The sequence below is a fragment of the Mesorhizobium sp. M0938 genome (genome assembly GCF_040319125.1).
Lineage (GTDB): Bacteria > Pseudomonadota > Alphaproteobacteria > Rhizobiales > Rhizobiaceae > Mesorhizobium > Mesorhizobium robiniae.
Genome location: NZ_JAMYNS010000010.1, coordinates 19,962 through 45,022, shown reverse-complemented (window position 1 = coordinate 45,022; position 25,061 = coordinate 19,962). Strand labels below are relative to the sequence as shown.

25 protein-coding genes, 1 tRNA gene and 1 pseudogene are annotated in these 25,061 nt (G+C 61.5%); 24 read left to right on the top strand and 3 right to left on the bottom strand.

The genetic code is table 11. The features are described 5' to 3' along the window. Positions 1-175: 175 nt before the first annotated feature. The 23 genes and pseudogenes from coaD to NKH73_RS18690 all read left to right on the top strand — a co-directional run bounded on the left by coaD (position 176) and on the right by NKH73_RS18690 (position 21,804). Entirely contained in the window at positions 176-676 is a 501-nt protein-coding gene (coaD, locus tag NKH73_RS18800) for a pantetheine-phosphate adenylyltransferase (protein WP_352934602.1), read from the top strand. Between the two features lie 75 nt (positions 677-751). Then, on the top strand, positions 752-1,342 hold the full coding sequence (locus NKH73_RS18795) for a peptidylprolyl isomerase (protein ID WP_352934599.1): 591 nt from the start codon (positions 752-754) through the stop codon (positions 1,340-1,342). 28 nt (positions 1,343-1,370) lie between these two features. Continuing rightward, positions 1,371-1,883 carry a peptidylprolyl isomerase gene (locus NKH73_RS18790; protein WP_091593716.1) on the top strand — a complete coding sequence of 171 codons (513 nt, stop codon included), beginning with the start codon at positions 1,371-1,373 and terminating at the stop codon, positions 1,881-1,883. After that, on the top strand, positions 1,880-2,275 hold the full coding sequence (locus tag NKH73_RS18785) for a hypothetical protein (protein ID WP_352934596.1): 396 nt from the start codon (positions 1,880-1,882) through the stop codon (positions 2,273-2,275). Before NKH73_RS18790 ends, NKH73_RS18785 begins: the two co-directional genes overlap by 4 nt. Positions 2,276-2,287: 12 nt before the next feature. After that, the gene (gene queA, locus NKH73_RS18780; RefSeq protein ID WP_352934592.1) at positions 2,288-3,400 is read left to right on the top strand and encodes a tRNA preQ1(34) S-adenosylmethionine ribosyltransferase-isomerase QueA; all 1,113 of its coding nucleotides are present in this window, start codon (positions 2,288-2,290) and stop codon (positions 3,398-3,400) included. Beyond that, positions 3,397-4,527, top strand: coding sequence for a tRNA guanosine(34) transglycosylase Tgt (gene tgt, locus NKH73_RS18775; RefSeq protein ID WP_352934589.1), 1,131 nt, complete (start codon positions 3,397-3,399; stop codon positions 4,525-4,527). Before queA ends, tgt begins: the two co-directional genes overlap by 4 nt. Positions 4,528-4,787: 260 nt before the next feature. Further along, positions 4,788-5,024, top strand: a complete 237-nt coding sequence (locus NKH73_RS18770) for an Lrp/AsnC ligand binding domain-containing protein (RefSeq protein ID WP_352934586.1) — start codon at positions 4,788-4,790, stop codon at positions 5,022-5,024. Between the two features lie 172 nt (positions 5,025-5,196). Beyond that, positions 5,197-6,609: a circularly permuted type 2 ATP-grasp protein gene (locus NKH73_RS18765; protein WP_435528767.1), complete on the top strand. Its 1,413-nt coding sequence runs from the start codon at positions 5,197-5,199 to the stop codon at positions 6,607-6,609. Between the two features lie 103 nt (positions 6,610-6,712). Further along, positions 6,713-7,080: pseudogene (locus tag NKH73_RS18760) on the top strand (four helix bundle protein). A 63-nt stretch (positions 7,081-7,143) separates the two neighbouring features. After that, a complete protein-coding gene (locus tag NKH73_RS18755; protein ID WP_352934582.1) occupies positions 7,144-8,085 on the top strand; it encodes an alpha-E domain-containing protein in 942 nt (313 codons plus the stop codon). A gap of 7 nt (positions 8,086-8,092) precedes the next feature. Then, positions 8,093-8,887 (top strand): transglutaminase family protein, encoded by a 795-nt coding sequence (locus NKH73_RS18750; protein WP_352934579.1) that lies wholly within the window; start codon positions 8,093-8,095, stop codon positions 8,885-8,887. Positions 8,888-8,918: 31 nt separating this feature from the next. Further along, positions 8,919-9,650: a proteasome-type protease gene (locus tag NKH73_RS18745; RefSeq protein WP_352934577.1), complete on the top strand. Its 732-nt coding sequence runs from the start codon at positions 8,919-8,921 to the stop codon at positions 9,648-9,650. A 25-nt stretch (positions 9,651-9,675) separates the two neighbouring features. Next, complete coding sequence (locus tag NKH73_RS18740; RefSeq protein WP_352934575.1) at positions 9,676-11,088, top strand: pyridoxal phosphate-dependent decarboxylase family protein; 1,413 nt, start codon at positions 9,676-9,678, stop codon at positions 11,086-11,088. Positions 11,089-11,214: 126 nt separating this feature from the next. Beyond that, the gene (locus tag NKH73_RS18735; RefSeq protein ID WP_095485289.1) at positions 11,215-11,982 is read left to right on the top strand and encodes a DeoR/GlpR family DNA-binding transcription regulator; all 768 of its coding nucleotides are present in this window, start codon (positions 11,215-11,217) and stop codon (positions 11,980-11,982) included. 125 nt (positions 11,983-12,107) lie between these two features. Next, positions 12,108-13,634, top strand: a complete 1,527-nt coding sequence (gene glpD, locus NKH73_RS18730) for a glycerol-3-phosphate dehydrogenase (RefSeq protein ID WP_352934573.1) — start codon at positions 12,108-12,110, stop codon at positions 13,632-13,634. 28 nt (positions 13,635-13,662) lie between these two features. Then, on the top strand, positions 13,663-14,745 hold the full coding sequence (locus tag NKH73_RS18725; protein WP_352934571.1) for an ABC transporter ATP-binding protein: 1,083 nt from the start codon (positions 13,663-13,665) through the stop codon (positions 14,743-14,745). Positions 14,746-14,758: 13 nt separating this feature from the next. Beyond that, positions 14,759-15,829 carry an ABC transporter ATP-binding protein gene (locus NKH73_RS18720; RefSeq protein WP_352934569.1) on the top strand — a complete coding sequence of 357 codons (1,071 nt, stop codon included), beginning with the start codon at positions 14,759-14,761 and terminating at the stop codon, positions 15,827-15,829. A gap of 2 nt (positions 15,830-15,831) precedes the next feature. After that, positions 15,832-16,698, top strand: a complete 867-nt coding sequence (locus tag NKH73_RS18715) for a carbohydrate ABC transporter permease (RefSeq protein ID WP_352934566.1) — start codon at positions 15,832-15,834, stop codon at positions 16,696-16,698. A gap of 43 nt (positions 16,699-16,741) precedes the next feature. After that, a complete protein-coding gene (locus NKH73_RS18710) occupies positions 16,742-17,620 on the top strand; it encodes a carbohydrate ABC transporter permease (RefSeq protein WP_435528770.1) in 879 nt (292 codons plus the stop codon). Positions 17,621-17,622: 2 nt separating this feature from the next. Beyond that, complete coding sequence (locus tag NKH73_RS18705) at positions 17,623-17,904, top strand: DUF2160 domain-containing protein (protein ID WP_352934560.1); 282 nt, start codon at positions 17,623-17,625, stop codon at positions 17,902-17,904. Between the two features lie 79 nt (positions 17,905-17,983). After that, complete coding sequence (locus tag NKH73_RS18700; RefSeq protein ID WP_352934558.1) at positions 17,984-19,708, top strand: ABC transporter substrate-binding protein; 1,725 nt, start codon at positions 17,984-17,986, stop codon at positions 19,706-19,708. A gap of 89 nt (positions 19,709-19,797) precedes the next feature. After that, a complete protein-coding gene (gene glpK, locus NKH73_RS18695; RefSeq protein ID WP_352934556.1) occupies positions 19,798-21,291 on the top strand; it encodes a glycerol kinase GlpK in 1,494 nt (497 codons plus the stop codon). A gap of 36 nt (positions 21,292-21,327) precedes the next feature. Beyond that, positions 21,328-21,804, top strand: coding sequence for a DUF6882 domain-containing protein (locus NKH73_RS18690; protein ID WP_352934554.1), 477 nt, complete (start codon positions 21,328-21,330; stop codon positions 21,802-21,804). Positions 21,805-21,909: 105 nt separating this feature from the next. On the opposite strand, the gene NKH73_RS18685 is transcribed toward NKH73_RS18690, so the two are convergent. After that, on the bottom strand, positions 21,910-22,386 hold the full coding sequence (locus tag NKH73_RS18685; protein ID WP_352934552.1) for a BA14K family protein: 477 nt from the start codon (positions 22,384-22,386) through the stop codon (positions 21,910-21,912). Between the two features lie 262 nt (positions 22,387-22,648). On the opposite strand from NKH73_RS18685, the gene NKH73_RS18680 reads away from it, so the two are divergent. Further along, positions 22,649-22,724 (top strand) — tRNA-Lys (locus tag NKH73_RS18680). Between the two features lie 619 nt (positions 22,725-23,343). Here NKH73_RS18680 and dprA read toward each other — a convergent pair. Further along, entirely contained in the window at positions 23,344-24,468 is a 1,125-nt protein-coding gene (gene dprA / locus NKH73_RS18675; protein ID WP_352934550.1) for a DNA-processing protein DprA, read from the bottom strand. Then, on the bottom strand, positions 24,465-25,052 hold the full coding sequence (gene plsY / locus NKH73_RS18670; protein WP_352934547.1) for a glycerol-3-phosphate 1-O-acyltransferase PlsY: 588 nt from the start codon (positions 25,050-25,052) through the stop codon (positions 24,465-24,467). The genes dprA and plsY overlap by 4 nt, the downstream gene beginning before the upstream one ends. Between the last annotated feature and the right edge of the window lie 9 nt (positions 25,053-25,061).

Genomic DNA, 25,061 nt, shown 5'->3' with positions numbered 1-25,061 from the left:
GCGATTAACGTGGCTCAGACGATGCGCTTTGGATCCCGTTGGGGTGCATGTCGTTGTCCCAAACCGCTGCGCACCCTCGGGTCAGGCCCAAGGCCAGGTTTTTTGGGCGACATGCATTGGCGGCTCGTTAATCGGATTTGCCTTTGCGAGAGAGGCTCGCTAGAAGCACCCTGCCATGACTGAACGCATCGCTCTTTACGCCGGCTCCTTCGACCCGCTGACCAACGGCCACCTCGACGTGCTGAAGGCGTCGCTGGCCGTCGCGGACACCGTCTATGCGGCGATCGGCATTCATCCCGGCAAGAAGCCGTTGTTTTCGTTCGAGGAACGGGTTGGGCTTATAGAAGCGGCGACGAAGGCCGAATTCGGCAACGACAGCGTCCGCATCAAGGTCGTCGCTTTCGACGGGCTAGTCATCGACGCGGCCAGGAAGCACGGCGCGTCGATCATGATCCGCGGCCTGCGCGACGGCACCGACCTCGACTATGAGATGCAGATGGCCGGCATGAACGAAACCATGGCGCCGGAACTGCAGACGGTTTTTCTACCCGCCAGCCCTTCGGTGCGAACCATTACCGCCACACTTGTCCGTCAGATAGCCTCGATGGGAGGCGACATCCGCCCCTTCGTGCCGGCGGCTGTGGCTGGCGTACTCACCGCCAAATTCGCGAAATAAGGCATGTCGACCAGAAGTCGAACCCGGTTTCGGGACAGCGATATGCATGAAACAAAGGTTTTCGGAGAAAGATCCATGCAGCTCAAAAGGCTTGCCACCTGCTTCGTCGTTCTTTTCGGCCTTGTGGCTGCATCCGTTTCGGCGCTCGCAGCCGATCCGGAAAACACCATGATCATAACGCTGAAGGATGGCGACGTGACCATCGCGCTCAGGCCCGATCTCGCGCCCAAGCATGTCGAGCAGATCAAAAAGCTGGTCCGCCAGGGCGCTTACGACAATGTCGCTTTCCACCGCGTCATCGACGGCTTCATGGCACAGACCGGCGACGTAAAGTTCGGCAACATGAAGAACGGTTTCAGCGCCGATGCTGTCGGCACCGGCGGTTCAGATCTTCCCGACCTGCCGGCCGAATTCTCGACGTCCGAGCGCTACGTGCGCGGCGTGGTCGGCATGGCCCGCTCGCAAAACCCGGATTCCGCCAATTCGCAGTTCTTCATCATGTTCGCGCCGGCGCCGCCGCTCGATGGCCAGTACACCATCGTCGGCAATGTCGAAAAAGGCATGGAGTTGGTGGACCAGATAAAGAAAGGCGACGAGGCGCAAAACGGGGTTGTCACCGGTCCCGATCGCATGATCAAGGTGAGTATCGCCGCCGACGGCAAGTAAACCCATTAGCTTCAAAGGATATTCTGACATGGCCGAGATCAAGGACCGCGAGAACGCGCTCATCATGGAAACGACCAAGGGCAAGGTCGTCATCGAACTGTTTCCCGATCTGGCGCCTGGCCATGTCGGTCGCATCAAGGAATTGGCGCGCGAAGGCGCCTATGACGGCGTCGTGTTCCACCGCGTCATCGACGGCTTCATGGCGCAGACCGGCGACGTGAAATTCGGCAATTCCAGCAAACCCTCTTTCGCGCCCGCCCGTGCCGGCACCGGCGGCTCCGACAAGCCCGACCTGAAGGCAGAGTTCTCCAACGCCAACCATGGCCGCGGCACCTGCTCGATGGCGCGCTCGCAGAACCCGAACTCGGCCAACTCGCAGTTCTTCATCTGCTTCGACGATGCCGCCTTCCTCAACCGTCAGTACACGGTCTGGGGCCAGGTCATCGAAGGCATGGACAATGTCGACAAGATCAAGCGCGGCGAGCCGGTGCCGGATCCCGACAAGATCGTGTCGCTGAAGGTCGCGGCCGACGTGAAATGACCTATCGGGCTGTCGCGACTACTCTGATGCTTGTCGCGGCGGCCACTCCGGCACTGGCAACGGAATCGATGATTTGCAGCGCAGAAGGCGACGCGGCATCGATCGATGTCCTGATGGGGAACACCGCCACGATCGCAGTCGCGCGCGTGTGGCTGGATGCCGGCGGCAAGACATGGACCACCGATGGTCAGCCGGGATCGATGAAAGTGATCGTCGGACAGGCATTCGAGGACGACCAGCACATGGCGATCGATCTCACCGACGAGGGTATCAGCTCGATTGTCGCCAAACTGCGACTGGTCAAGGCCAGCGAACAGTCCAATGTCGCAATGGGCGGCACGCTGAGCATCGACGGTGTTGGCGCCTGGGCGGTAACCTGCCCGGAACCTTGAGGCGGGGTTTTCTTGCGCGTCGACCTTTTCGACTTTGAACTGCCGGAGGAGCGCATCGCGCTTCGACCGGCAGAACCGCGCGACAGCGCCAACATGCTGGTGGTCAGGCCGGGTGAGGGGCTCGAAGACCGAACGGTGCGTGAGCTGCCGTCGCTGCTCGAGACCGGTGACGTGCTGGTGTTCAACGACACCAAAGTCATTCCGGCACAGTTGAAAGGCATCAGGCGGCGCGGCGAGGCGATGGCGCAAGTCGAAGCCACGTTGCACATGCGGGTAGGGCCGGACCGCTGGCTGGCTTTCATGCGTCCGGGCAAGCGCATCGCCGCCGGCGACCGCATCCATTTCGGCCATGACGCCAATTCCTGCTTTCTCGGCCAACTCGACGCCACCGTGATCGAGAAGGGCGAGGCCGGCGAAGCGCTGCTCGGTTTCGACCTCTCGGGCCCGTTTCTCGACGAGGCACTGCACGCCGTCGGTCACATTCCGCTGCCGCCCTACATCGCCTCGAAGCGTGACGACGACGAACGCGACCGCATCGACTACCAGACCATCTATGCCAGTGAGGAGGGGGCTGTCGCCGCTCCCACTGCCGGCCTGCATTTCACGCCCGAGCTTTTCGCCGCACTCGATGCCAAGGGCATCGAGCGGCGCTTCGTCACCTTGCATGTCGGTGCCGGCACGTTCCTGCCGGTGAAAGTCGACGACACGGCCGATCACAAGATGCATGCCGAGATCGGTTCGGTCAGCCCGGAAACGGCCGCGGCGCTCAACGCGGCAAAGGCGCGTGGCGGGCGCATCATAGCCGTCGGTACGACGTCGCTGCGCCTGCTGGAGAGCGCCGCGCGGGAGGACGGCACATTGGCCGGATGGTCAGGTCCGACCGATATCTTCATCATGCCCGGCTATCGTTTCAAGGCCGCCGACATGCTGATGACCAATTTCCATCTCCCGCGCTCGACGCTGTTCATGCTGGTTTCGGCGTTTTGCGGGCTGCAAACGATGCGTGCGGCCTACGAGCATGCCATCGAGAACCGCTACAGGTTTTACTCCTATGGAGATGCAAGTCTTCTGTTCAAGGAGGAGAACGATGGACGCGCGCCCAGTATACAACAAGGAATTCAATGACTAAGGCGTTCACCTTCAAGGTGCTGGCGACCGACGGGAAAGCGCGGCGCGGCTCCATCACCATGCCGCGCGGCGAAATCCGCACGCCGGCCTTCATGCCGGTCGGCACCGGCGGCACCGTCAAGGCCATGTATATGGATCAGGTGCGCGGTGTCGGTTCGGACATCATCCTGGGCAACACCTATCATCTGATGCTGCGACCCGGCGCCGAACGTGTGGCGCGGCTTGGCGGCCTGCACGAATTCGCCCGCTGGCCGCATCCGATCCTGACCGACAGCGGCGGCTTCCAGGTGATGTCGCTGTCGAAGCTGAGGAAACTCACCGAAAAGGGCGTCACCTTCCGTTCGCACATCGACGGCGCCGCCTACGAGATGTCCCCAGAACGCTCGATCGAGATCCAGGGACTGCTCGATTCCGACATCCAGATGCAGCTCGACGAATGCACCGCGCTGCCGGCCAAGGAGAACGAGATCGAGCGGGCCATGGAGCTATCGCTGCGCTGGGCCGAGCGTTGCAAGACGGCGTTCGGCGACCAGCAGGGGAAGGCGATGTTCGGCATCGTCCAGGGCGGCGACATAGCCGCGTTGCGGCTGCGCTCGGCGCAGGCGCTGAAAGCGATGGACCTCAAGGGCTACGCGATCGGCGGGCTGGCGGTCGGCGAACCGCAAGCGGTGATGCTCGAAATGCTCGATATCACCTGCCCGGAGCTGCCGGCGGACAGGCCCCGCTATCTGATGGGTGTCGGCACGCCGGACGATATATTGAAATCGGTGGCGCGCGGCATCGACATGTTCGACTGCGTGATGCCGACCCGCGCCGGCCGCCATGGCCTCGCCTATACAAGGCGCGGCAAGGTCAATCTGCGCAACGCCCGCCACGCCGATGATCCGCGTCCGCTCGACGACGAGAGCGACTGCCCGGCCGCGCGGGATTATTCACGTGCCTATCTGCACCACCTCGTGCGCTCGCAAGAGGCGCTGGGGGCGATGCTGCTGACCTGGAACAATCTTTCCTACTACCAGAGGCTGATGCAGGAGATTCGTGCCGCCATCGAAGCCGGCGCTTTCGAGGCGCGGGCGGCAGAGATTTCCGAGGGCTGGGCGAGGGGCGATATTCCGGCGATGTGAGCGACCGCTCCGCCCGGTTCGACTATCCACGTCTGCGAAGATTCGGCGATTGGCTGCACTTAAGCTTCCTTCAGGGGAGCGCCGTCCTGATGCTTGAAAGCCGGGCGGCAGTCTGCCACAAGGGCCGCCTATGCGCATGACCCCGAAAATCGGAATCGATTTTCGGAAAGGATCATGCGCAATCAAAGTGCTACAGCGTCCTTTGCGCGTCCAAAAAGGACGCGCGGCGCTGTAGGTGCAAGCTTGAGCAGGACCGGGCAATGAAGGCATTTTTCGTGCAGATAAAGTGCGATCTGGGCAAGGCCTATGAGGTTGCCAGCGCTTTGGCCGATGCCGAGATCGCTTCGGAAATTTACTCTACAGCCGGCAATTACGATCTGCTCGCCAAATTCTATGTCGACGACGAGGAAGACATCGGCCATTTCGTCAACGAGAAGGTGCAAGTCCTTCCGGGTATCAAGGACACGTTCACGGTCGTCACCTTTCGTGCGTTCTGAGCAGTGCCGGCCGCCTGCCTGGACATAAGGCAAAGCCTGATCACAGCCATATTGGTGCTGCCCTAATTTTAGGCAGCCGCGACATACTGATCGCCAGCACCCTCCAAATCACCGATTGCGCTTGATTTTCTCCGGTGACGCCAGTGAAATGGCCTCACAGGGGAGTATGCGATTGGCAGCGTTCGACGAAATGCTTCCGGAAATCTCCGGATTGAGAACACCATATTCGGCTTACGATCGCTGGCTGAAGGAGCAGGATCCGGCCAGGCTTACCGAAAAGATGCAGGACGCCGAGCGCGTCTTCCGCAAGACCGGCATCACCTTTGCCGTCTATGGCGAGCAGGAAGCCTCCGAGCGGCTGATCCCCTTCGACATCGTTCCGCGCATCATTTCCGGCAATGAATGGCGACGGCTGACGCAAGGCATCGAGCAGCGCGTGCAGGCGCTGAACGCCTTTCTCGACGACATCTATCACCGCCAGGAGATCTTGCGCGCCGGGCGCGTCCCCAAGGAATTGATCGCCAAGAACGAGGCGTTTCTGCCGGAAATGATCGGGGTTCGGCCGCCGGCCGGCGTCTACACCCATATCATCGGCGTCGATATCGTGCGTATCAGCGAGAACGAATTCTATGTGCTGGAGGACAATGCGCGCACGCCCTCCGGCGTCTCCTACATGCTGGAGAACCGCGAGACGATGATGCAGCTCTTTCCCGAGCTGTTCCAGCAGATCAAGGTGCGACCGGTGGAAAACTATCCGCAGCTCTTGCGCCAGTCGCTGGCAGCGGTGCGGCCGCAGAGCACCAAGGGCGCGCCAACCATCGCCGTGCTGACGCCGGGCAGCTTCAACTCCGCCTATTTCGAACATGCCTTCCTTGCCGACCAAATGGGCGTGCAGCTTGTCGAGGGGCAGGATCTGCGCGTCGTCGACGGCCACGTCGCGATGCGCACGACCGAAGGCTACAAGCAGATCGACGTGCTTTACCGGAGGGTCGACGATTCTTTCCTCGATCCGCTGACCTTTCGGGCGGACTCGGCACTTGGCGTGCCTGGAATCATGGATGTCTACCGCGCCGGCAACATCACCATCGCCAATGCGCCGGGAACCGGTATCGCCGACGATAAGGCGATCTATTCCTACATGCCCGAGATTGTCGAATTCTACACCGGCCGCAAGGCGATCCTCGGCAACATCCCGACTTGGCGCTGCTCGGAACCGGACAGCCTGAAATACGTGCTCGAACATATCGACGAGTTGGTGGTCAAGGAAGTTCACGGGTCCGGCGGCTACGGCATGCTGGTCGGGCCGGCCGCGACCAAAAAGGAATGCGAGGATTTTTCCAAGAAACTCGCCGCAAAACCATCGAACTACATCGCACAGCCGACGCTGGCGCTGTCGACCTGCCCGATCCTGACCGACAAGGGGCTGGCGCCGCGCCATGTCGATCTCAGGCCCTATGTGCTGGTTTCCGACCGCATCCAGATCGTGCCCGGCGGGCTGACGCGCGTGGCGCTGAAGGAAGGCTCGCTGGTGGTCAACTCCTCGCAGGGCGGCGGCACCAAGGATACGTGGGTGCTGGATGATTAAAGTAGGAAGTAGCGAGTAGGGAATAGCGAGTAGGGAATAGCGAATAGGGATAGGGATAGGGATAGGGATAGGGATAGGGATAGGGATAGGGATAGGGAGGTGTGTGACGGCGATCAATTCTTACAGGGACCTGATTGTTTGGAAGGCAGCCATCGAATTGGCGGTAGATTGCTATTCCGGGACGGCAGCGTTCCCGAGCAAGGAAGCATACGGCATGACCTCTCAGATAGGCGCTCGGCGGCATCAATCGCAGCAAACATCGCGGAGGGCCACGGACGAGAAAATACGGGAGCCTTCATCCAATTTTTGCGCATTGCTCAAGGCTCGCTCAAAGAGTTGGAAACGCACCTGATCTTATCCGGAAGGGTAAGCTTGATGGTTGAGAAAGAGGTGGTTCGTTTACTTAGCCAGGCTGAGGAGATCGGGAAAATGCTGCGTTCAATGATCAGGAGTCTGCAACAAAAGTCATGACCTCATATTTCCGCTATTCGCTATTCGCTATTCCCTATTCGCTCGACTTCGAGGCAAGTTGACATGCTTCTCGGCCGCACCGCCAACGGGCTCTACTGGATGAACCGCTACATCGAGCGGGCGGAGAATATGGCGCGGCTGGTCGATGCCGGGCTACGCATGGCGCTGACACGTACGCAGAACGCTTCGGAGGAGTGGAACTCGGTGCTGCTAAGCGCCGGCTCGGACGCTGCCTTCACGCAGAAATATTCCGACTATACCGCCGCCAATGTCGCCGATTTCCTGCTGCGCGACACGTCGAACCCGTCGAGCACGATGGCGTCGATCGAGACGGCTCGCAACAATGCCCGCATGGTGCGCACCGCGCTGACGCGCGAAACCTGGGAAAGCATCAACGAAGCCTGGATGTCGCTGAAGCGGATGCTGGCCAGGCCGATCGACGAGCGCGACCTGCCCAGCGTGCTCGATGCGATCAAGCGCGAGACGGCGCTGATCCGCGGCTCGTTCTACGGCACCATGCTGCGCAATGAGATCTTCGATTTCTCCCAGCTCGGCACCTATGTGGAGCGCGCCGACAACACGGCGCGCATCCTCGACGTGAAATACTATGTGCTGTTGCCGTCGATCTCATGGGTCGGTTCGACGCTGGACAATTACCAGTGGGAATCGATCCTGCGCTCGGTGTCGGCGCACCGCTCCTATCGCTGGGTCTACGAGGCCGACTACAAGCCGACCAACATCGCCGACTATCTGATCCTCAATGTGCGCATGCCGCGCTCGCTGACCTTCTGCTACCGATTCCTGACCGAGCATCTCAGGTTCCTGGGCGACGATTATGGCGAGCGTCATGCCTGTCATGCGACGGCGGGCAAGACCCAGGCCATGCTGACGGCCGGCTCGATCAAGGACATATTCGACGCCGGCCTGCATGAATTCCTGGCCAATTTCATTCGCGACAACACCAGGCTCGGCGACGAGATCGCGCAGGACTATCGATTCTACTGAGGAAGCCATGCGGCTGAAGATCACCCACCGGACCGAATACCGCTACGATGCGCCGGTGCATTATCTGCTGCAGCGATTACGGCTGCTTCCGGTCAGCGGATCGACGCAGACCGTGCTGTCTTGGGCGCTGAAGATCGAAGGCGCACGCGAGGAAGTGCGCTTCACCGACCATTTCGGCAACGACACACGGCTTTTGAGCGTTGAAGGCGAGCGCGATTTCATCACCGTCGCGGCATCGGGCGAGGTGGTGACACGCGACACGTCAGGCGTCTCCGGGCCACAGCAGGGTTTCGCGCCGCTCTGGCTGTTTGGCCACGAAACGCCGTTGACGACGATCGGCAGCGGCATTCGCGAGCTCGCGGCGTCGGTCGGCGAGGGGACGGATATCGAAAGATTGCATAGACTGATGGCCACGATCGGCGAGCGCGTCGCCTATACGCCGGGCACTACCAACGCGGCGACCCCGGCCGAGGATGCGCTGGCACTCAAGACCGGCGTCTGCCAGGATCACAGCCATATCTTTGCCGCCGCCGCGCGCGCCATGGGGTTTCCGGCCCGCTACGTCAGCGGCTATCTAATGATGGATGCGGCGGTCGAGCAGGCGGCAAGCCATGCCTGGGCCGAGGCGCATGTTGCGGGCTTGGGCTGGGTCGCGTTCGACGTCGCCAACGGCATTTCGCCTGACGAACGCTATGTAAAAGTGGCGATCGGCCGTGACTATCGCGACGCGACGCCCGTATCGGGAATTCGGCTGGGACAAGCAGAAGAACAGCTTGCGGTCACCGTCACGGTGGAGCAGTAATCCTCGACAAGATTGCTGCCAAAGAGATTCGATGACCTATTGCGTCGGCCTGAAGATCGATCGCGGGCTCGTGTTCATGTCGGACACGCGCACCAATGCCGGCATGGATTCGATCTCGACCTTCAAAAAGATGCATGTCTGGGAAGAGCCGGGCGAGCGCGTCATCGTGCTGATGTCGGCCGGCAATCTGGCGACGACGCAGGCGGTCGTCAGCCTGCTCGACGAGCGCACCAAGGCAGTTGGCGATCGCCACGCGACACTGCTCGAAACGCCCTCCATGTACCAGACGGTGCGGATGGTCGGCGACACCGTCAAGGAAGTCATCGCCAATTCGTCGCCATCCGGCGACAAGGCGGATTCCTATTTCAATGCCTCCTTCATCCTCGGTGGCCAGATCAAGGGCAGCGCGCCGCGGCTGTTCATGATCTATCCGGAAGGCAATTTCATCGAATCGACCGACGACACGCCGTTTTTCCAGATCGGCGAGACCAAATACGGCAAACCGATCATCATTCGCGCCTATGAAAAGACGATGAGTTTCGCCGAGACGGTGAAACTGTTGCTGGTGTCGTTCGACTCGACGCTGAAATCGAACCTGTCGGTCGGTCTGCCGCTCGACCTGCTGTTCTACGAAAAGGACGCCTACAAGGTCAGCCTGAAGAAGCGGATAGCCCAGGACGATCAATACTACCGCACCATTTCGGACGGCTGGTCGAACGCACTGAAAACTGCTTTTGCGAGTCTGCCTGATTTTCCCGAATAGACGGCTTGTCTTTTCCGGAGGTGCGATGAACAACGACGAATTCCGGCAATGGTCGAGGCGCGCCGCGGATTGGGGCGCCGACTATCGCAACTCGCTGCGCGAAAGACCGGTGCGGCCGCTGGTCGATCCCGGTGACATCTTCAGGAGCGTGGGGACTTCGCCGCCTGAAGCGGCGGAGCCGATGGATGAGATCTTCGCCGATTTCGAGCAGAAAATCCTGCCGGGCATGACGCATTGGCAGCATCCGCGCTTCTTCGCCTATTTCCCGGCCAATGCCGCACCGGTTTCGGTGGTGGCCGAATATCTGGTCTCGGCGATGGCCGCGCAATGCATGCTCTGGCAGACCTCGCCGGCAGCGACCGAACTCGAGACGCGCGTCGTCGACTGGATGCGTCAGGCGCTTGGCCTGCAGGAAGGGTTTTCCGGCGTCATGCAGGATTCGGCATCGTCGGCGACGCTCGCCGCCGTGTTGACCATGCGCGAGCGAGCGCTCGACTGGCAGGGCAACGAGAAGGGCCTGCAAGGCCAGCCGATATTGCGCGTCTATTCTTCCGACCAGGTTCATACCTCCATCGACCGGGCGATCTGGGTATCGGGCATCGGCGAGGACAATCTCGTGCGCATTCCGGTTGCCGGCCGCTTTCGCGCCATGGATGTCGCAGCCCTGGAAGCGGCGATCGTCGCCGACCAGGAAGCTGGCATGCTGCCGGCCGGCATCATTGCCTGTGTCGGCGGCACCAGCACCGGCGGCACCGACGATATCGCCGGCGTCGCCGCGGTAGCCAAGCGCCATGGACTCTATCTGCATGTCGATGCGGCCTGGGCCGGATCGGCAATGATCTGTCCCGAGTTTCGCCATTTCTGGACTGGCGCTGGGCAGGCGGATTCCATCGTCTTCAATCCGCATAAGTGGCTGGGCGCGCAGTTCGACTGCTCAGTGCAGTTTATCCGCCAGCCGGAGGATTTGGTTCGCACCCTGGCCATCAAGCCCGAATTCCTGAAGACGCATGGACGCGACGGCATCATCAATTATTCCGAATGGTCGGTGCCGCTCGGCAGGCGTTTTCGTGCGCTGAAGCTGTGGTTCCTGCTGCGGGCCCACGGGCTGGAGAATCTGCGGACCATGATCCGCAACCATGTCGCCTGGAGCGAAGGTCTCGCTGCGCGGCTGGCGCGGGAAACGGACTTCGAGATCGTCACGGAGCCGATGCTGTCGCTGTTTTCGTTCCGGCATCTGGCGGCGGCCGGCATCGATTCGGACGAACACAATCTGCGGCTGGTCAACGCGATCAACGACGATGGCCGCATCTACCTGACCCAGACACGAGTAGACGGGCAGGTCGCGATCCGCTTTCAGGTCGGTCAGTTCGAGACGACGGCGGCGGATATCGACACGGCTTTCGAAGTCGTCACCGAAATCGCGCGCGGTCTGGGTTGAATTTGTCGGCAAAGTTGCGCCGAGGTTTGCCCTCTGGACGCATGCAATTTCGTTAGCCGGCTTGCGCCTTTTCATCACTTTCGTTTTCCGCTATACCCAAGAAAAACGAAAACGGGAGGTCCCCCAATGTATCTGTCGCCGCGTCATTCGGAAATCATCCAGATGGCCAAGGACCATGGCCGCGTGCTGGTCGATGATCTGGCAACGCATTTCAACGTGACGCCGCAGACCATCCGCAAGGATCTCAACGATCTGTGCGACCAGCGGCTGCTGTCGCGCATTCATGGCGGGGCGCTGTTCCCATCCGGCATCGAGAACATGGAATATGAGGCACGGCGCAAGATCGCCGCCGACGAAAAGGAGGCGATCGGCCGCGCAGCAGCCAGGCTGATTCCGGACAATGCCTCCCTGTTCATCAATATTGGCACCACGACGGAATCGGTCAGCAAGGCGCTCCTCGATCATAGCGGCTTGATGGTCATCACCAATAACATCAATGTTGCCAATAGGATGCGCATATATCCTTCGATTGAGGTTGTGATCGCCGGCGGTGTCGTGCGCGGATCCGATGGCGGCGTGGTCGGCGAGGCGGCGGTCGATTTCATCAGGCAGTTCAAGGTCGACTACGCGGTGATCGGCGCCTCGGCGATCGACCATGACGGCGCGCTGCTCGATTTCGATTTTCGCGAAGTGAAGGTGGCGCAGGCGATCATTGCCAATGCCCGGCATGTCATCCTCGTTTCCGACCAGACCAAATTCGAGCGAACGGCGCCGGTCCGCATCGGCCACCTGTCGCAGGTCAACACCTTCATCACCGACCGCTGCGACATTCCCTCGGTGCGCAAGATCTGCCAGGAGGCAGAGGTTCAACTGATCGAGACGTCGCTGTCCTAGAGGGTGCCGTTGCGGCAACAGCCGCCGTTTACATTTCGTTTGACATTCGTTCCCATTTCGAAATAATTCCGTCACGGTTCGTAAAAACCTAAAAATGCTGCAATGCGAAATCCGGGAGGACTATTGTGAGCGCACCCCCGATCCATGACATCTTCGTCATCGGTGGCGGTATCAATGGGTGCGGCATTGCCCGCGATGCGGTTGGGCGCGGCTTTTCGGTCTTCCTTGCCGAAATGAACGATCTGGCCAGCGGAACCTCCTCCGGCTCGACCAAACTGATCCATGGCGGCCTGCGTTATCTCGAATTCTACGAATTCCGCCTGGTGCGCGAGGCGCTGATGGAGCGCGAAATTCTCTGGAAGAACGCGCCGCACATCATCTGGCCGATGCGCTTCGTGCTGCCCTATGCCAAGGGTTTGCGTCCGGCCTGGCTGATCAGGCTCGGCCTTTTCCTTTACGACCACATTGGCGGGCGCAAATTGCTGCCGGCGACCAAGACGCTGGACATGGCGAAGGACCCGGCCGGCAAGCCGCTGAAGCCGTTGTTTGGAAAAGCCTTCGAATATTCCGACGGCTGGGTCAACGATGCGCGGCTGGTGGCGTTGAACGCGCGCGACGCCGCCGATCGCGGCGCAACGATCCGAACCCGCACGAAAGTCATCAGCGCACGCCGTGAAGGCGAGCTTTGGACGGTCAGGCTGGAAAACGCGCAGACCGGGGATACCGAGGAGGTCAAGGCGCGGCTTTTGGTCAACGCCGCCGGTCCATGGGTCGACCACGTGCTGTCCGCCACGGTCGGCTTGAACGACGTGCATAATGTCCGGCTGGTACAGGGCAGCCATATCGTCATCGGCAAGAAGTTCGACGATCCGCGCGCCTATTTCTTCCAGAACAAGGATGGCCGCATTATCTTTGCTATTCCCTATGAAGACGAGTTCACGCTGATCGGCACCACGGACCAGGACTATTCTGGCGACCCTCGTGAGGTGAAGATCAGCGACACCGAGATCGATTATCTCTGTGCCGCGGCGAGCGAATATTTCGCGCAGCCGGTCAAGCGTTCGGACATCGTCTGGACCTATTCGGCCGTGCGCCCGCTTTATGACGATGGCGCCTCGAAGGCGCAGGAGGCGACCCGCGACTATGTGCTGAAGACCGACGGCGGCGAGGGCATGGCGCCGATCATCAACACCTTCGGCGGCAAGATCACCACCTATCGCCGGCTGTCGGAATCGATGCTGGAGAAAATTGAGGGTTTTCTCGGCAAGCGCGGCAAGCCGTGGACCGCAAACGCGCCGCTGCCGGGCGGCGATTTCCCGGCCGGCGGCTTCGACGCCGAAGTGGCGAAACTGAAAACGGCCTATCCGTTCCTCGACGCGCGTCTGGCGCGGCGCCTGACCCGGCTTTACGGAACTCGCGCAAGGATGCTGCTGGGACTTGCCAGATCGAATGCCGATCTTGGCCGAAACTTCGGCGCCGATCTCTACGAGGCCGAGGTGCGTTACCTCGTTCAAAATGAGTGGGCGGTGACGGCCGAAGATGTATTGTGGCGCAGGACCAAGCGCGGCCTGCATCTGAGCCGCGAGCAGGCGGCCGCGCTCGACGAATTCATGCGCGGGATAAGCCGGCGCCATGTCGCGGCTGCCGAATAGTGATGCAGAAAGCCTGGGAGGAGGCATCATGCTGGAACTGAGAAACGTGACGAAGACGGTCGGCGCGACGGAGCATATACGCGACGTGTCGCTGACGCTTCAGCACGGCTCGCTCAACGTCCTTCTTGGACCGACGCTTTCCGGCAAGACCAGCCTGATGCGGTTGATGGCCGGCCTTGATGTGCCGACATCCGGGTCGGTCTGGTTCGATGGCAAGGATGTCACCGGCATCCCGGTGCAGAAGCGCAACGTCGCCATGGTCTACCAGCAGTTCATCAACTATCCGGCGATGACCGTTTATGAGAACATCGCCTCGCCGCTGAGGGTGGCTGGGACCGAGCGGGCAAAGATCGACAAGGAGGTGCGCAATGCCGCGGCCCTGCTCAAACTGACGCCCTTTCTCGACCGCACGCCGCTTAGCCTTTCGGGCGGCCAGCAGCAGCGCACGGCGCTGGCGCGCGCCATCGTCAAGAACGCCAGCCTCGTGCTGCTCGACGAGCCGCTTGCCAACCTCGACTATAAGCTGCGCGAGGAACTGCGCGCGGAACTGCCCAGGATATTCGCGGCGACCGGCACCATTTTCGTCTACGCCACGACGGAGCCGCACGAAGCCTTGCTGCTCGGCGGCAACACGGCGACGCTTTCCGAGGGTCGCATCACCCAGTTCGGCCCGACGATCGACGTCTTCCGCAGACCGAACGACCTCGTCACGGCCAAGACGTTCGCCGATCCGCCGCTCAACACGATCGTGCTGAAGAAAAGCGGCTCAAGCTTCCTTCTTGATGGTGGGGTGAACCTCCCGGTGCCGGCTGAACTCGCCGGTATTGCTGATACGAGTTACACGATCGGCTTCCAGCCCCACCATCTCTCTCTTGCCCGGCCGAGCCCGTCGGCGGTTCCGGTGAGAGCCAAGGTGTCGGTCACCGAAATCACCGGTTCGGAAAGCTTTGTGCATCTCGACTTCGCCGATGTCCGCTGGGTGATGCTGGAGCACGGCATCCTGGTGTTCGAGCCCGATCAGACCATCGAGGTGTTCATCGATCCGCGCCACATCATGGTTTTCGACGCGAACGGCCGCTCGGCCGCGCCGCCACAAATGCTGGCGGCTTAAGGGAGGAGGGCACATGGCGCGCATCGACTGCAACCACATCCGCCACGCCTACGGACCGCATCCGAAGTCGGACAAGGACTATGCGCTGAAGGAGGTGCATCACACCTTCGAGGACGGCGGCGCCTATGCGCTGCTCGGGCCGTCGGGCTGCGGCAAGACCACGCTGCTCAACATCATTTCCGGCCTGTTGTACCCGTCGCATGGCGAGCTTCTGTTCGACGGCAAGGACGTGACCAATCTGTCGACGCAGGAGCGCAACATTGCGCAGGTGTTCCAGTTCCCGGTCATCTACGACACCATGACCGTCTACGACAATTTAGCGTTCCCGCTGCGCAACCGCGGCGTTGCGGAACCTGACGTCGACCGCAAGGTGCGCGAAACGCTTGAGATGACGGGGTTGGCCGATATGGCCCGGAGAAAGGCGAGGGGGCTGACGGCCGACCAGAAACAGAAGATCTCGCTCGGACGCGGGCTGGTGCGCTCCGATGTCAACGCGATCCTGTTCGACGAGCCGCTGACCGTTATCGACCCGCATATGAAATGGGTGCTGCGCTCGCAGCTGAAGCAGCTGCACAGGCGCTTCGGTTTCACCATGGTCTATGTCACGCACGACCAGACCGAGGCGCTCACCTTCGCCGAAAACGTCGTCGTCATGTATGAGGGCGAGATCGTGCAGATCGGCTCTCCGGCCGAGTTGTTCGAGCGCCCCAAACATACATTCGTCGGCTATTTCATCGGCTCGCCGGGCATGAACGTCATGCCGGTCGCGGTCGAAGGCAGGAGCGCGCGGCTTGGCAGCCAGACGATCGAATTGCCGGGCACGCCCAAGGCTGGAACCACAGGCGCGATCGAACTTGGCATCCGCCCCGAATATGTCAGGCTTGGCGCCACCGGCATGCCGGTTTCAATCAGGAAGGTCGAGGATATAGGCCGCCACAAGGTGGTACGCGCCAGTTTCGAAGGCCGCGACATCGCGGCGATCGTCGGCGAGGACGAGGACATTCCCGCCGATCCGAAGATCGCGTTCGACCCGGCCGGCATCAACCTCTATGCCGATTCCTGGCGCGTCGAGATGGGAGGCTGAGCATGGAAAGGACCTGGAACAACAAGGCCTGGTTCATGGTGCTGCCGGTGCTTCTGCTGGTGGCGTTCTCGGCAATCATCCCGCTGATGACGGTCGTCAACTACTCCGTGCAAGACACGTTCGGAGACAACAAGTTCTTCTGGGCGGGCTCGGAATGGTTCGAGGAGATCCTGCATTCCGACCGTTTTTGGGAAGCGATGGCCCGCAACCTGGCCTTCTCGGCCATCATCCTCATCATCGAGATTCCGCTCGGCATCTTCATTGCGCTCAACATGCCGAAGAAGGGCTGGGGCGTGCCGGTCTGCCTGGTGCTGATGGCGCTGCCGCTGCTCATTCCTTGGAACGTCGTCGGCACGATCTGGCAAGTGTTCGGCCGCGTCGATATCGGCCTGCTCGGATATACGCTGCGGGCGCTCGGCTTCAACTACAACTATGTCAACGACCCGTTCGACGCCTGGGTCACCGTCATCGTCATGGACGTCTGGCACTGGACCAGCCTCGTGGTCTTGCTCTGCTACGCAGGGTTGGTCTCGATCCCCGACGCCTATTACCAGGCAGCCAAGATCGATGGGGCGTCGCGCTGGGCGATCTTCCGCTACATTCAATTGCCGAAGATGAACCGCGTGCTGCTGATCGCGGTTCTGCTGCGCTTCATGGACAGTTTCATGATCTACACCGAGCCGTTCGTCGTCACCGGCGGCGGACCCGGCAATACCACCACTTTCCTGTCGATCGATCTGGTGAAGCTGGCGATCGGCGAGTTCAACCTCGGCGAGGCGGCTGCGATGTCGATCGTCTATTTCCTGATCATCATGCTCCTGTCCTGGGTGTTCTACACCGTCATGACAGCCTACGACGCGGAGCGGTGAGATGGCGCGCCTCGATGAAACCACGGCCGACGGACGAACGCTGATGCGGCAAGCCCCCGCTAGCGGGGAAACGCAGGCGGCGAACGCTGCGCTGGCCCGCAAGATGCGGCGGCGGGGCGAGGAGTCGCGGTTCTGGTGGCTGGTGCCGACGATCTACATCATCTTCCTGATGCTGCCGATCTATTGGCTGGTCAATATGAGCTTCAAGACCAACCAGGAGATCCTGGGCGCCTTCTCGCTGTGGCCGAGAAACCCGACGATCGCCAACTACATGGTGATCTTCACCGACCCGTCCTGGTACAAGGGTTACATCAACTCGATCATCTATGTGGTTATGAATACGGTGATTTCCGTCGCCGTGGCGCTTCCGGCAGCCTATGCGTTCTCGCGCTACCGGTTCCTCGGCGACAAGCACCTGTTCTTCTGGCTGTTGACCAACCGCATGGCGCCACCGGCGGTGTTCGCGCTGCCGTTCTTTCAGCTCTATTCGGCATTCGGGCTGATCGACACACACATCGCGGTGGCGCTGGCGCACTGCCTGTTCAACGTGCCGCTGGCGGTCTGGATTCTCGAAGGCTTCATGTCGGGCGTGCCGAAGGAGATCGACGAGACCGCCTATATCGACGGCTATTCCTTCCCGCGCTTCTTCCTCAGGATATTCATGCCGCTGATCGCGAGCGGTGTAGGCGTGGCCTGCTTCTTCTGCTTCATGTTCTCGTGGGTCGAGCTGCTGATCGCGCGTACGTTGACCACGACCGCCGCCAAGCCGATCGCCGCGATCATGACGCGCACGGTCTCGGCCTCGGGCCTCGACTGGGGCGTACTGGCTGCAGCCGGCGTGCTCACCATCCTTCCGGGCGCGCTCGTGATCTGGTTCGTACGCAACTATATCGCCAAGGGCTTTGCCCTGGGGAGGGTCTGACGATGAACCTTTCCTGGATGGCGTGGACGCTGCCGACTGCGGTCTTTTTCATTACGATCCTGATGCTGCTCTGCGGCATGGCGATCTGGGAATACGTCTCGCCAGGCGGTAATCCCCGGGTCGGCGTGCTGCGCTTCGAGACGACGCGCGGCGACCGTCTCTTCCTATCGCTGCTCGGCAGCGCCTTTATCCATCTCGCTTGGCTGGGTCTTGTCGGACCCAACCTGTGGTGGGCTCTCGCTCTCTCCGTGGTCTACGCCATCGGCGTGTTCCGCTACGTATAGAGGGGGGAAACTGTTGGAGCGGCCGCGTGCCGGCGTCTGCTCCGATCGAACTTGAAAAATGAAACAGTGGAGGAAACACATGAAACGGCAATTATTGACATCGACGACTGCGCTTGTCCTGCTGCTCGGGGCAGGCAACGCCTATGCCGGAATGGACGAAGCCAAGGCGTTTCTCGACGCCGAGATCAAGGACATGTCGACGCTCGATCGCGCTGCCCAGGAAGCCGAGATGCAATGGTTCATCGATGCCGCAAAACCCTTTGCGGGCATGGACATCAAGGTCGTCTCGGAAACCATCACGACGCACGAGTATGAATCGAAGACGCTGGCCAAGGCGTTCGCCGACATTACCGGCATCAAGATCACCCACGATCTGATCGGCGAAGGCGATGTCGTCGAAAAGCTGCAGACGCAGATGCAGTCGGGCGAGAACGTGTACGACGCCTATGTCAACGACTCCGACCTGATCGGCACCCATTGGCGCTACCAGCAGGCGCGCAGCCTGACCGACTGGATGGCGAACGAGGGCAAGGACGTCACCAACCCGAACCTCGACCTTGCCGACTTCATCGGCACCAAGTTCACGACCGCTCCGGACGGCGACCTTTACCAGCTGCCCGACCAGCAGTTCGCGAACCTCTACTGGTTCCGCTACGACTGGTTCAACGACGAGAAGAACAAGGCGGACTTCAAGGCGAAGTACGGCTACGACCTCGGCGTGCCGGTCAACTGGTCGGCCTATGAGGACATCGCCGAATTCTTCACCGGCCGCGAGATCGACGGCAAGAAGGTCTACGGCCACATGGACTACGGCAAGAAGGACCCGTCGCTCGGCTGGCGCTTCACCGACGCCTGGCTTTCGATGGCCGGCAATGGCGACAAGGGACTGCCGAACGGTCTTCCGGTCGATGAATGGGGCATCAAGGTCGATGAGAAGTCGCGGCCGGTCGGCTCCTGTGTGGCTCGGGGCGGCGACACCAACGGTCCGGCGTCGGTCTATGCCATCCAGAAATATCTCGACTGGATGAAGGCCTACGCTCCGGCCGCGGCCCAAGGCATGACGTTCTCGGAATCCGGACCGGTTCCGGCGCAGGGCGAAATTGCCCAGCAGATGTTCATGTACACGGCCTTCACCGCCGACATGGTGAAGGACGGCCTTCCCGTCGTGAACGAGGACGGTACGCCGAAATGGCGCTTCGCTCCGTCGCCGCACGGCGTCTACTGGAAGGACGGCATGAAGCTCGGCTACCAGGACGTTGGTTCCTGGACGCTCCTCAAGTCGACGCCTGACGACCGCGCCAAGGCAGCCTGGCTCTACGCGCAGTTCGTCACCTCGAAGACAGTCGACGTAAAGAAAAGCCACGTCGGCCTGACGCTGATCCGCGAGAGCACGATCCAGCATAAGAGCTTCACGGACCGTGCCCCGAAGCTCGGCGGCCTGATCGAGTTCTACCGCTCGCCGGCCCGCGTCCAGTGGTCGCCGACGGGTACGAACGTTCCTGACTATCCGAAGCTGGCACAGCTTTGGTGGCAGGCGATCGGCGATGCGTCGTCGGGTGCCAAAACCCCGCAGGAGGCAATGGACTCGCTCTGCGCCGAGCAGGAAAAGGTGCTCGAGCGCCTCGAGCGCGCCGGCGTGCAGGGCGACATCGGACCGAAACTTGCCGAGGAAAAGACCCTCGAAGAGTGGAACGCCGATGCCGTCGCCAAAGGCAACCTTGCGCCGCAGCTGAAGATCGAGCCGGAGAAGGACAAGGCGCAGACCATCAACTACGACGAGCTGGTCAAGAGCTGGAGCAATTAAGCATCGGTCCGGGCGTCCGCGCCCGCATCGCAACAATCGGGGGAGGCGGCAGCTTGCCGTCTCCCCTGTTTGTGCCGAGGGGAATGGAAATGAGCAGCTTTATCCTTGCAATCGACCAGGGAACGACATCGAGCCGGGCGATCTTGTTCGATCCCGAAATGAAGGTCGTAGGCAGCGGGCAGAAGGAATTCACCCAGCATTATCCGGCCTCCGGCTGGGTCGAGCACGATCCGGAGGAAATCTGGTCGAGTGTCGTCGCGACGGTGAAGGCCGCGCTGAAGAGCGCCAATCGCGATGCGTCGGATGTCGCGGCGATCGGCATCACCAACCAGCGCGAGACCGTCGTCATCTGGGACAGGGCGACCGGCAAGCCGATCCACAACGCGATTGTCTGGCAGGACCGCCGCACCGCGCCGCTGTGCCAGAAATTGAAGAAGCAGGGGCTGGAGAAGAAGTTCACCAGAAAGACCGGCTTGCTGCTCGACCCCTATTTCTCCGGCACCAAGATCGCCTGGATGCTGGATAAGGTGAAGGGCGCCAGAAAACGCGCCGAGAAGGGCGAATTGCTGGCCGGCACAATCGACAGCTTTCTGATCTGGCGGCTGACCGGCGGCAAGGTTCACGCCACCGATGCCACCAACGCCTCGCGCACGCTGGTCTACAACATCGAAAAGAACGTCTGGGACGACGAGCTGCTGACCATTTTACGCATACCGGCAAAAATGCTGCCGCAGGTGAAGGATTGCGCCGACGATTATGGAATGACAGAGAAAACCCTGTTCGGCGCAGAGATAAAAATCCTTGGCGTCGCCGGCGACCAGCACGCGGCGGCCATCGGCCAGGCCTGTTTCCAGCCGGGCATGATGAAATCCACCTATGGCACCGGCTGCTTTGCGCTGCTCAACACCGGCAGCGATCTGGTGCGCTCGAAAAACCGGCTGTTGACGACCATTGGCTACAGGCTGAACGGCAAGACCACCTATGCGCTGGAAGGGTCGATCTTCATCGCCGGTGCGGCCGTGCAGTGGCTGCGCGACGGTATCAAGGTGATCGGCAAGGCCGAGCAGAGCGGCGTGCTAGCCGCAACGGCGGACCCGACGCAGAATGTCTACCTGGTGCCGGCTTTCGTCGGGCTTGGCGCGCCGCACTGGGACGCCGACGCGCGCGGTGCTATCTTCGGGCTGACCCGCAATTCGGGCCCGGCCGAATTTGCCAGCGCCGCACTGGAATCCGTTGCCTTCCAGACCCGCGACCTGCTCGACGCGATGCGCAAGGACTGGAAGGGCGCGTCAGCGAAGACCGTTCTCAGGGTCGATGGCGGCATGGTGGCCTCTGACTGGACGATGCAGCGGCTGGCCGACATCCTCGATGCGCCGGTCGATCGCCCGACGATCCTGGAGACGACCGCGCTGGGCGCCGCCTGGCTGGCCGGCTCGCAGGCCGGTGTCTGGCCGAAGGCGAGGGACTTCGCCAAGAGCTGGGCGCTCGAACGGCGGTTTAAGCCGGACATGGATGCGTCCGCCCGTATTGCCAAGTTGGCGGGCTGGCGCGATGCTGTGCGCAGGACGCTGAGCGTGCAATAAAAAAGGCGGTGGCAAATCGTGCTGGGACGAGGGGCAATGAATCCAGACTCGTATGCGGCTTGGCGCGAAGAAGCCTTCGAGGAGCTGAACGCTAAGAACGACCGCCTGCAGAAAGATTTCCGCCTCGGCAGTTGGTCGCGCTATGACTACGACCTGACGACTGGAAGACTCCTTTTCTCCGAGGAAGAGGTCATTAAGGTCATTGCCGAAATCCAGATTGCCGGCTCCACCAGCGTCAAGGCCAGCAACTGGCTTTGGGCTTGGGCAAATTCAAACCTGCCTGGCGAGCTTCTCAAAGATGCAAAGCTGGTTCGTTCCTTTGGAGAATCGAACAAGATCGATGAACTGGCTCAGGCTTATGTGATCGATACGGACAACGACCTGGAAGCGCTCGGTTGGGATTTGACCGGGGCAATGGTTCGAATTGGCAGCGCCCTTGGCGCCTACCGTTCTCCGCGTGGTGAAGGCGGAGGCCTTTACCTGACGATCAAGAGCATTAACTGGGCTGGCTGATCCGGGTTCCCTCCGCAGTGCCCCTAGCTTCTGCCGGGATATCAAAGCAGAGCCCGTGCCAATTGAGGCACGGGCTCTCTACGATCCTGTAACTGACTGAAGCCGTCAATACGGCGAATAGCACTGCCGGCGCGGGCCGTTGTAAGGCTGGTACGTGTTGTCATAAGCCCGGTAGGATCTATAGCGGTTGTAGCACCACTCCGTGTGCGAATCGCCTCGATAGACGCGGCGGCTCTGGTTGTTGACGATCGCACCGGTGATCAGCGCGCCAGTGGCGAAAGCAGCCAGCGGGAACCAATAGTCGCCGTGACGGCGATAGCCGCGACGATAACTGCGGTAGCCGCGATGGCCGCGCCAATACCTGCCATCGTCACGCGAGAAACGACGAAAATCGCGGCGGGAAAAATCGCGATCGCGGTTGAAACTACGCCTCCACCGCCTGTGGTCGACAGTCTGGACATCCGACGAGACGTTCTGACCAAGCGGCACGTAGGTGGGCTGGGCGTTGACGGGCACGATCTCCGCTACAGCGAATGACGCTGACAGCGCGGTCGCCAGCAGGCCCGACATGATCCTGTTCATGATCTTCTCCTTGAAAGCGTCGTCCCTTGTAGCGACAAAAACGGGCAGGCTGCGCAATTGTTCCCGCGAAAATCGCAAGGCGCTGATTTGTAATGCGTCTCGGCTTTCTGCGGGGCAGCAAGTTCGGCCTTGCCGAAGCGGTTTACGAGGCGTCACGAGATCGCGAAAACTCCGGCTTGCACAGCCTCTTTTTCCGGTTGACCGGTCGAGACACTCTCCCTATGTTCCGCGCAATTTCGAGGGCGGCATTCTGAGCCCGCGGGAGCGCGTAGCTCAGCCGGTAGAGCAACTGACTTTTAATCAGTAGGTCCAGGGTTCGAATCCCTGCGCGCTCACCATTGTTTCATCGAAAATTCAAGTACTTGTCCGATGGAGCGAAGCCAGAACCTGTGCGACTGCAAAAGCCCCACTGCGCCCCTGTTCGGGCGTCAGATGGCTGCCCGCCCGAAGACGATAACAGAGCGGCATCTCTTAGCCGCCCGTGCCATCCATCATTGTCTCAGTCAGCGCCTCATAGGCCATGCTGCATAGCTGAGAACGTGGACAACCTTTACAACGAGCACTGGCGCCACTGTAAGAATCGCGGCAACCAGGATTTGCAGGCAAAGATTGAGGGCTCCCGTCTTCTTGCCGAACAACCCCGTCAAGAAGAAGTAGAGACCTTGGGCCATACAGGCTGCTGTCAGGGTGCTCAGAAGGGTTCTGGTCGCTCTAGCGAAGGGCGATATATACCCATCCGGAAAACCCAGCATGCTAAGATCCCTAGACCATTGCAGGGCGAGCACAACGCTCAGCCCCGCCCAAAGAAGAGCGGTCGCACGAGTGAACAGCGCCCGCTTTTGCCTATTGGTCATGGGATCACTGCCACGTCAGACGCGACCGGCAACAGGCGAATGAGGCGAGCATCGGGGCGGGTTCTCACAAGAATCTCGTGCTGAGACATCCAGAAAACTTCGATCACACCAGCGAGACATTGCCGCCTGCATGTCGCTCCAGCCGGCCGGCGAGATCCAGTTCAAGCAGCACCATGAAAACCTGGGCCGGATGCAGGCCGGTGTGGCGGATGATCTCGTCGATCGCTACGGGTGTCGGGCCGAGGGCTTCGACGACGCGGGCGCGGTCGTCCTCGCCGGGTGGCGGCGTTGCCGAAAAGTCGGGCGGCTCGCCAAGCGGAGCCGTTTTTGGTGCCAGTGCGCCGACCAGCGGGGCGATCGCACTGGTAATGTCCGATGCCTCGGTGACCAGGGTGGCGCCGTCCTTGAGCAGAGCGTTGGTGCCGGCGGCGCGCGGATCGAGCGGCGAGCCGGGGACGGCGAAGACCAACCGGCCCATCTCGCCGGCAAGCCTGGCGCTGATCAGCGAGCCGGAGCGTTGCGCCGCCTCGACCACGACCAGCCCCAATGCTGCACCGGCGACAAGGCGGTTGCGGCGCGGAAAGTCTTGGGCGCGCGGCTGCCAGCCGAATGGCATCTCCGAAATGATGGCGCCGCCGCGCTCGGCAATCTCCTCGCACAGGCCGGCATTCTCGGGCGGGTAGGGCAGGTCGAGGCCGCCGGCCAGCACCCCGATCGTGCCTGACGCAAGGCTGCCTTGATGTGCTGCCGTGTCGATGCCGCGCGCCAGGCCGGAGACGATGCCGTAGCCGTTGCGGCCGAGTTCGGCGGCGAGCGTTCGCGCCATCTTGATGCCGGCCAGCGAGGCGTTGCGGGCGCCGACGATGGCAACCGCCGGCAGCCGGAACACCGAGCCTTCGCCCTTGATCGCGAGCAGCGGCGGCGGATGGTCCATGCTTTTCATCAGCGGCGGATAGTCGGCCTCGCCAATGCCGACAAAGCGGGCGCCGGCCCGGCGGGCCGCCTCCAGCTCCGTCTCGGCCTCGGCAATCGACGGGATGCGGACGATCTTCCTGGCGCCGCCCGAAATCATCAGCTCGGGCAGCATCTCGAGCGCCGTCTCTGCCGAGCCAAAGCGGTTGATCAGGTCACGAAAGGTGGCCGGGCCGACATTCGGCGTGCGGATCAAGCGAAGCCAGCTCAGCCGCTGCCGGTCGCTGAGCCGCGGCCCGGCGGCGCGCTGGCTCACTCCTTGGCCCCGATCTTGCCCTCGGTGCCGGCCAGCAGCCGCGCAATATTGGCCCGGTGTTTTACGATGACGATCAGGCTCATCAGCGCGAACAGCCCGGCAATCTCAGGCGTGCTGAGGACATAGAGTGCGATCGGCACGACGACTGCAGCGATCAGCGCGGCCAACGAGGAGAAGCGATAGAGGAAAGCAACGGCCAGCCAGACGACGGCGAAGATCAGCGCCACCTGCCAGGCCAACGCAATCAGCACGCCAAGATAGGTGGCGACACCCTTGCCGCCCTTGAAGCCGAGCCAGACCGGAAAGAGATGGCCGAGGAAAGCGCCGAGGCCGGCCCAGAGCCCGAGCTCCGGTGCAAAGCGACTGGCGATCAGCACGGCCGCCGTGCCTTTCAGCGCGTCGAGTAACAGCGTGGCGGCGGCCAGGCCCTTGTTGCCGGTGCGCAGCACATTGGTGGCGCCGATATTGCCTGAGCCGATGTTGCGGACGTCGCCAAGGCCGGCGGCTCGGGTGATCAGGAGCCCGAACGGGATCGAGCCGAGCAGATAGCCGAACACCAGCGCCAAGACGATGCCGTAAGCCATTGTTCCCCC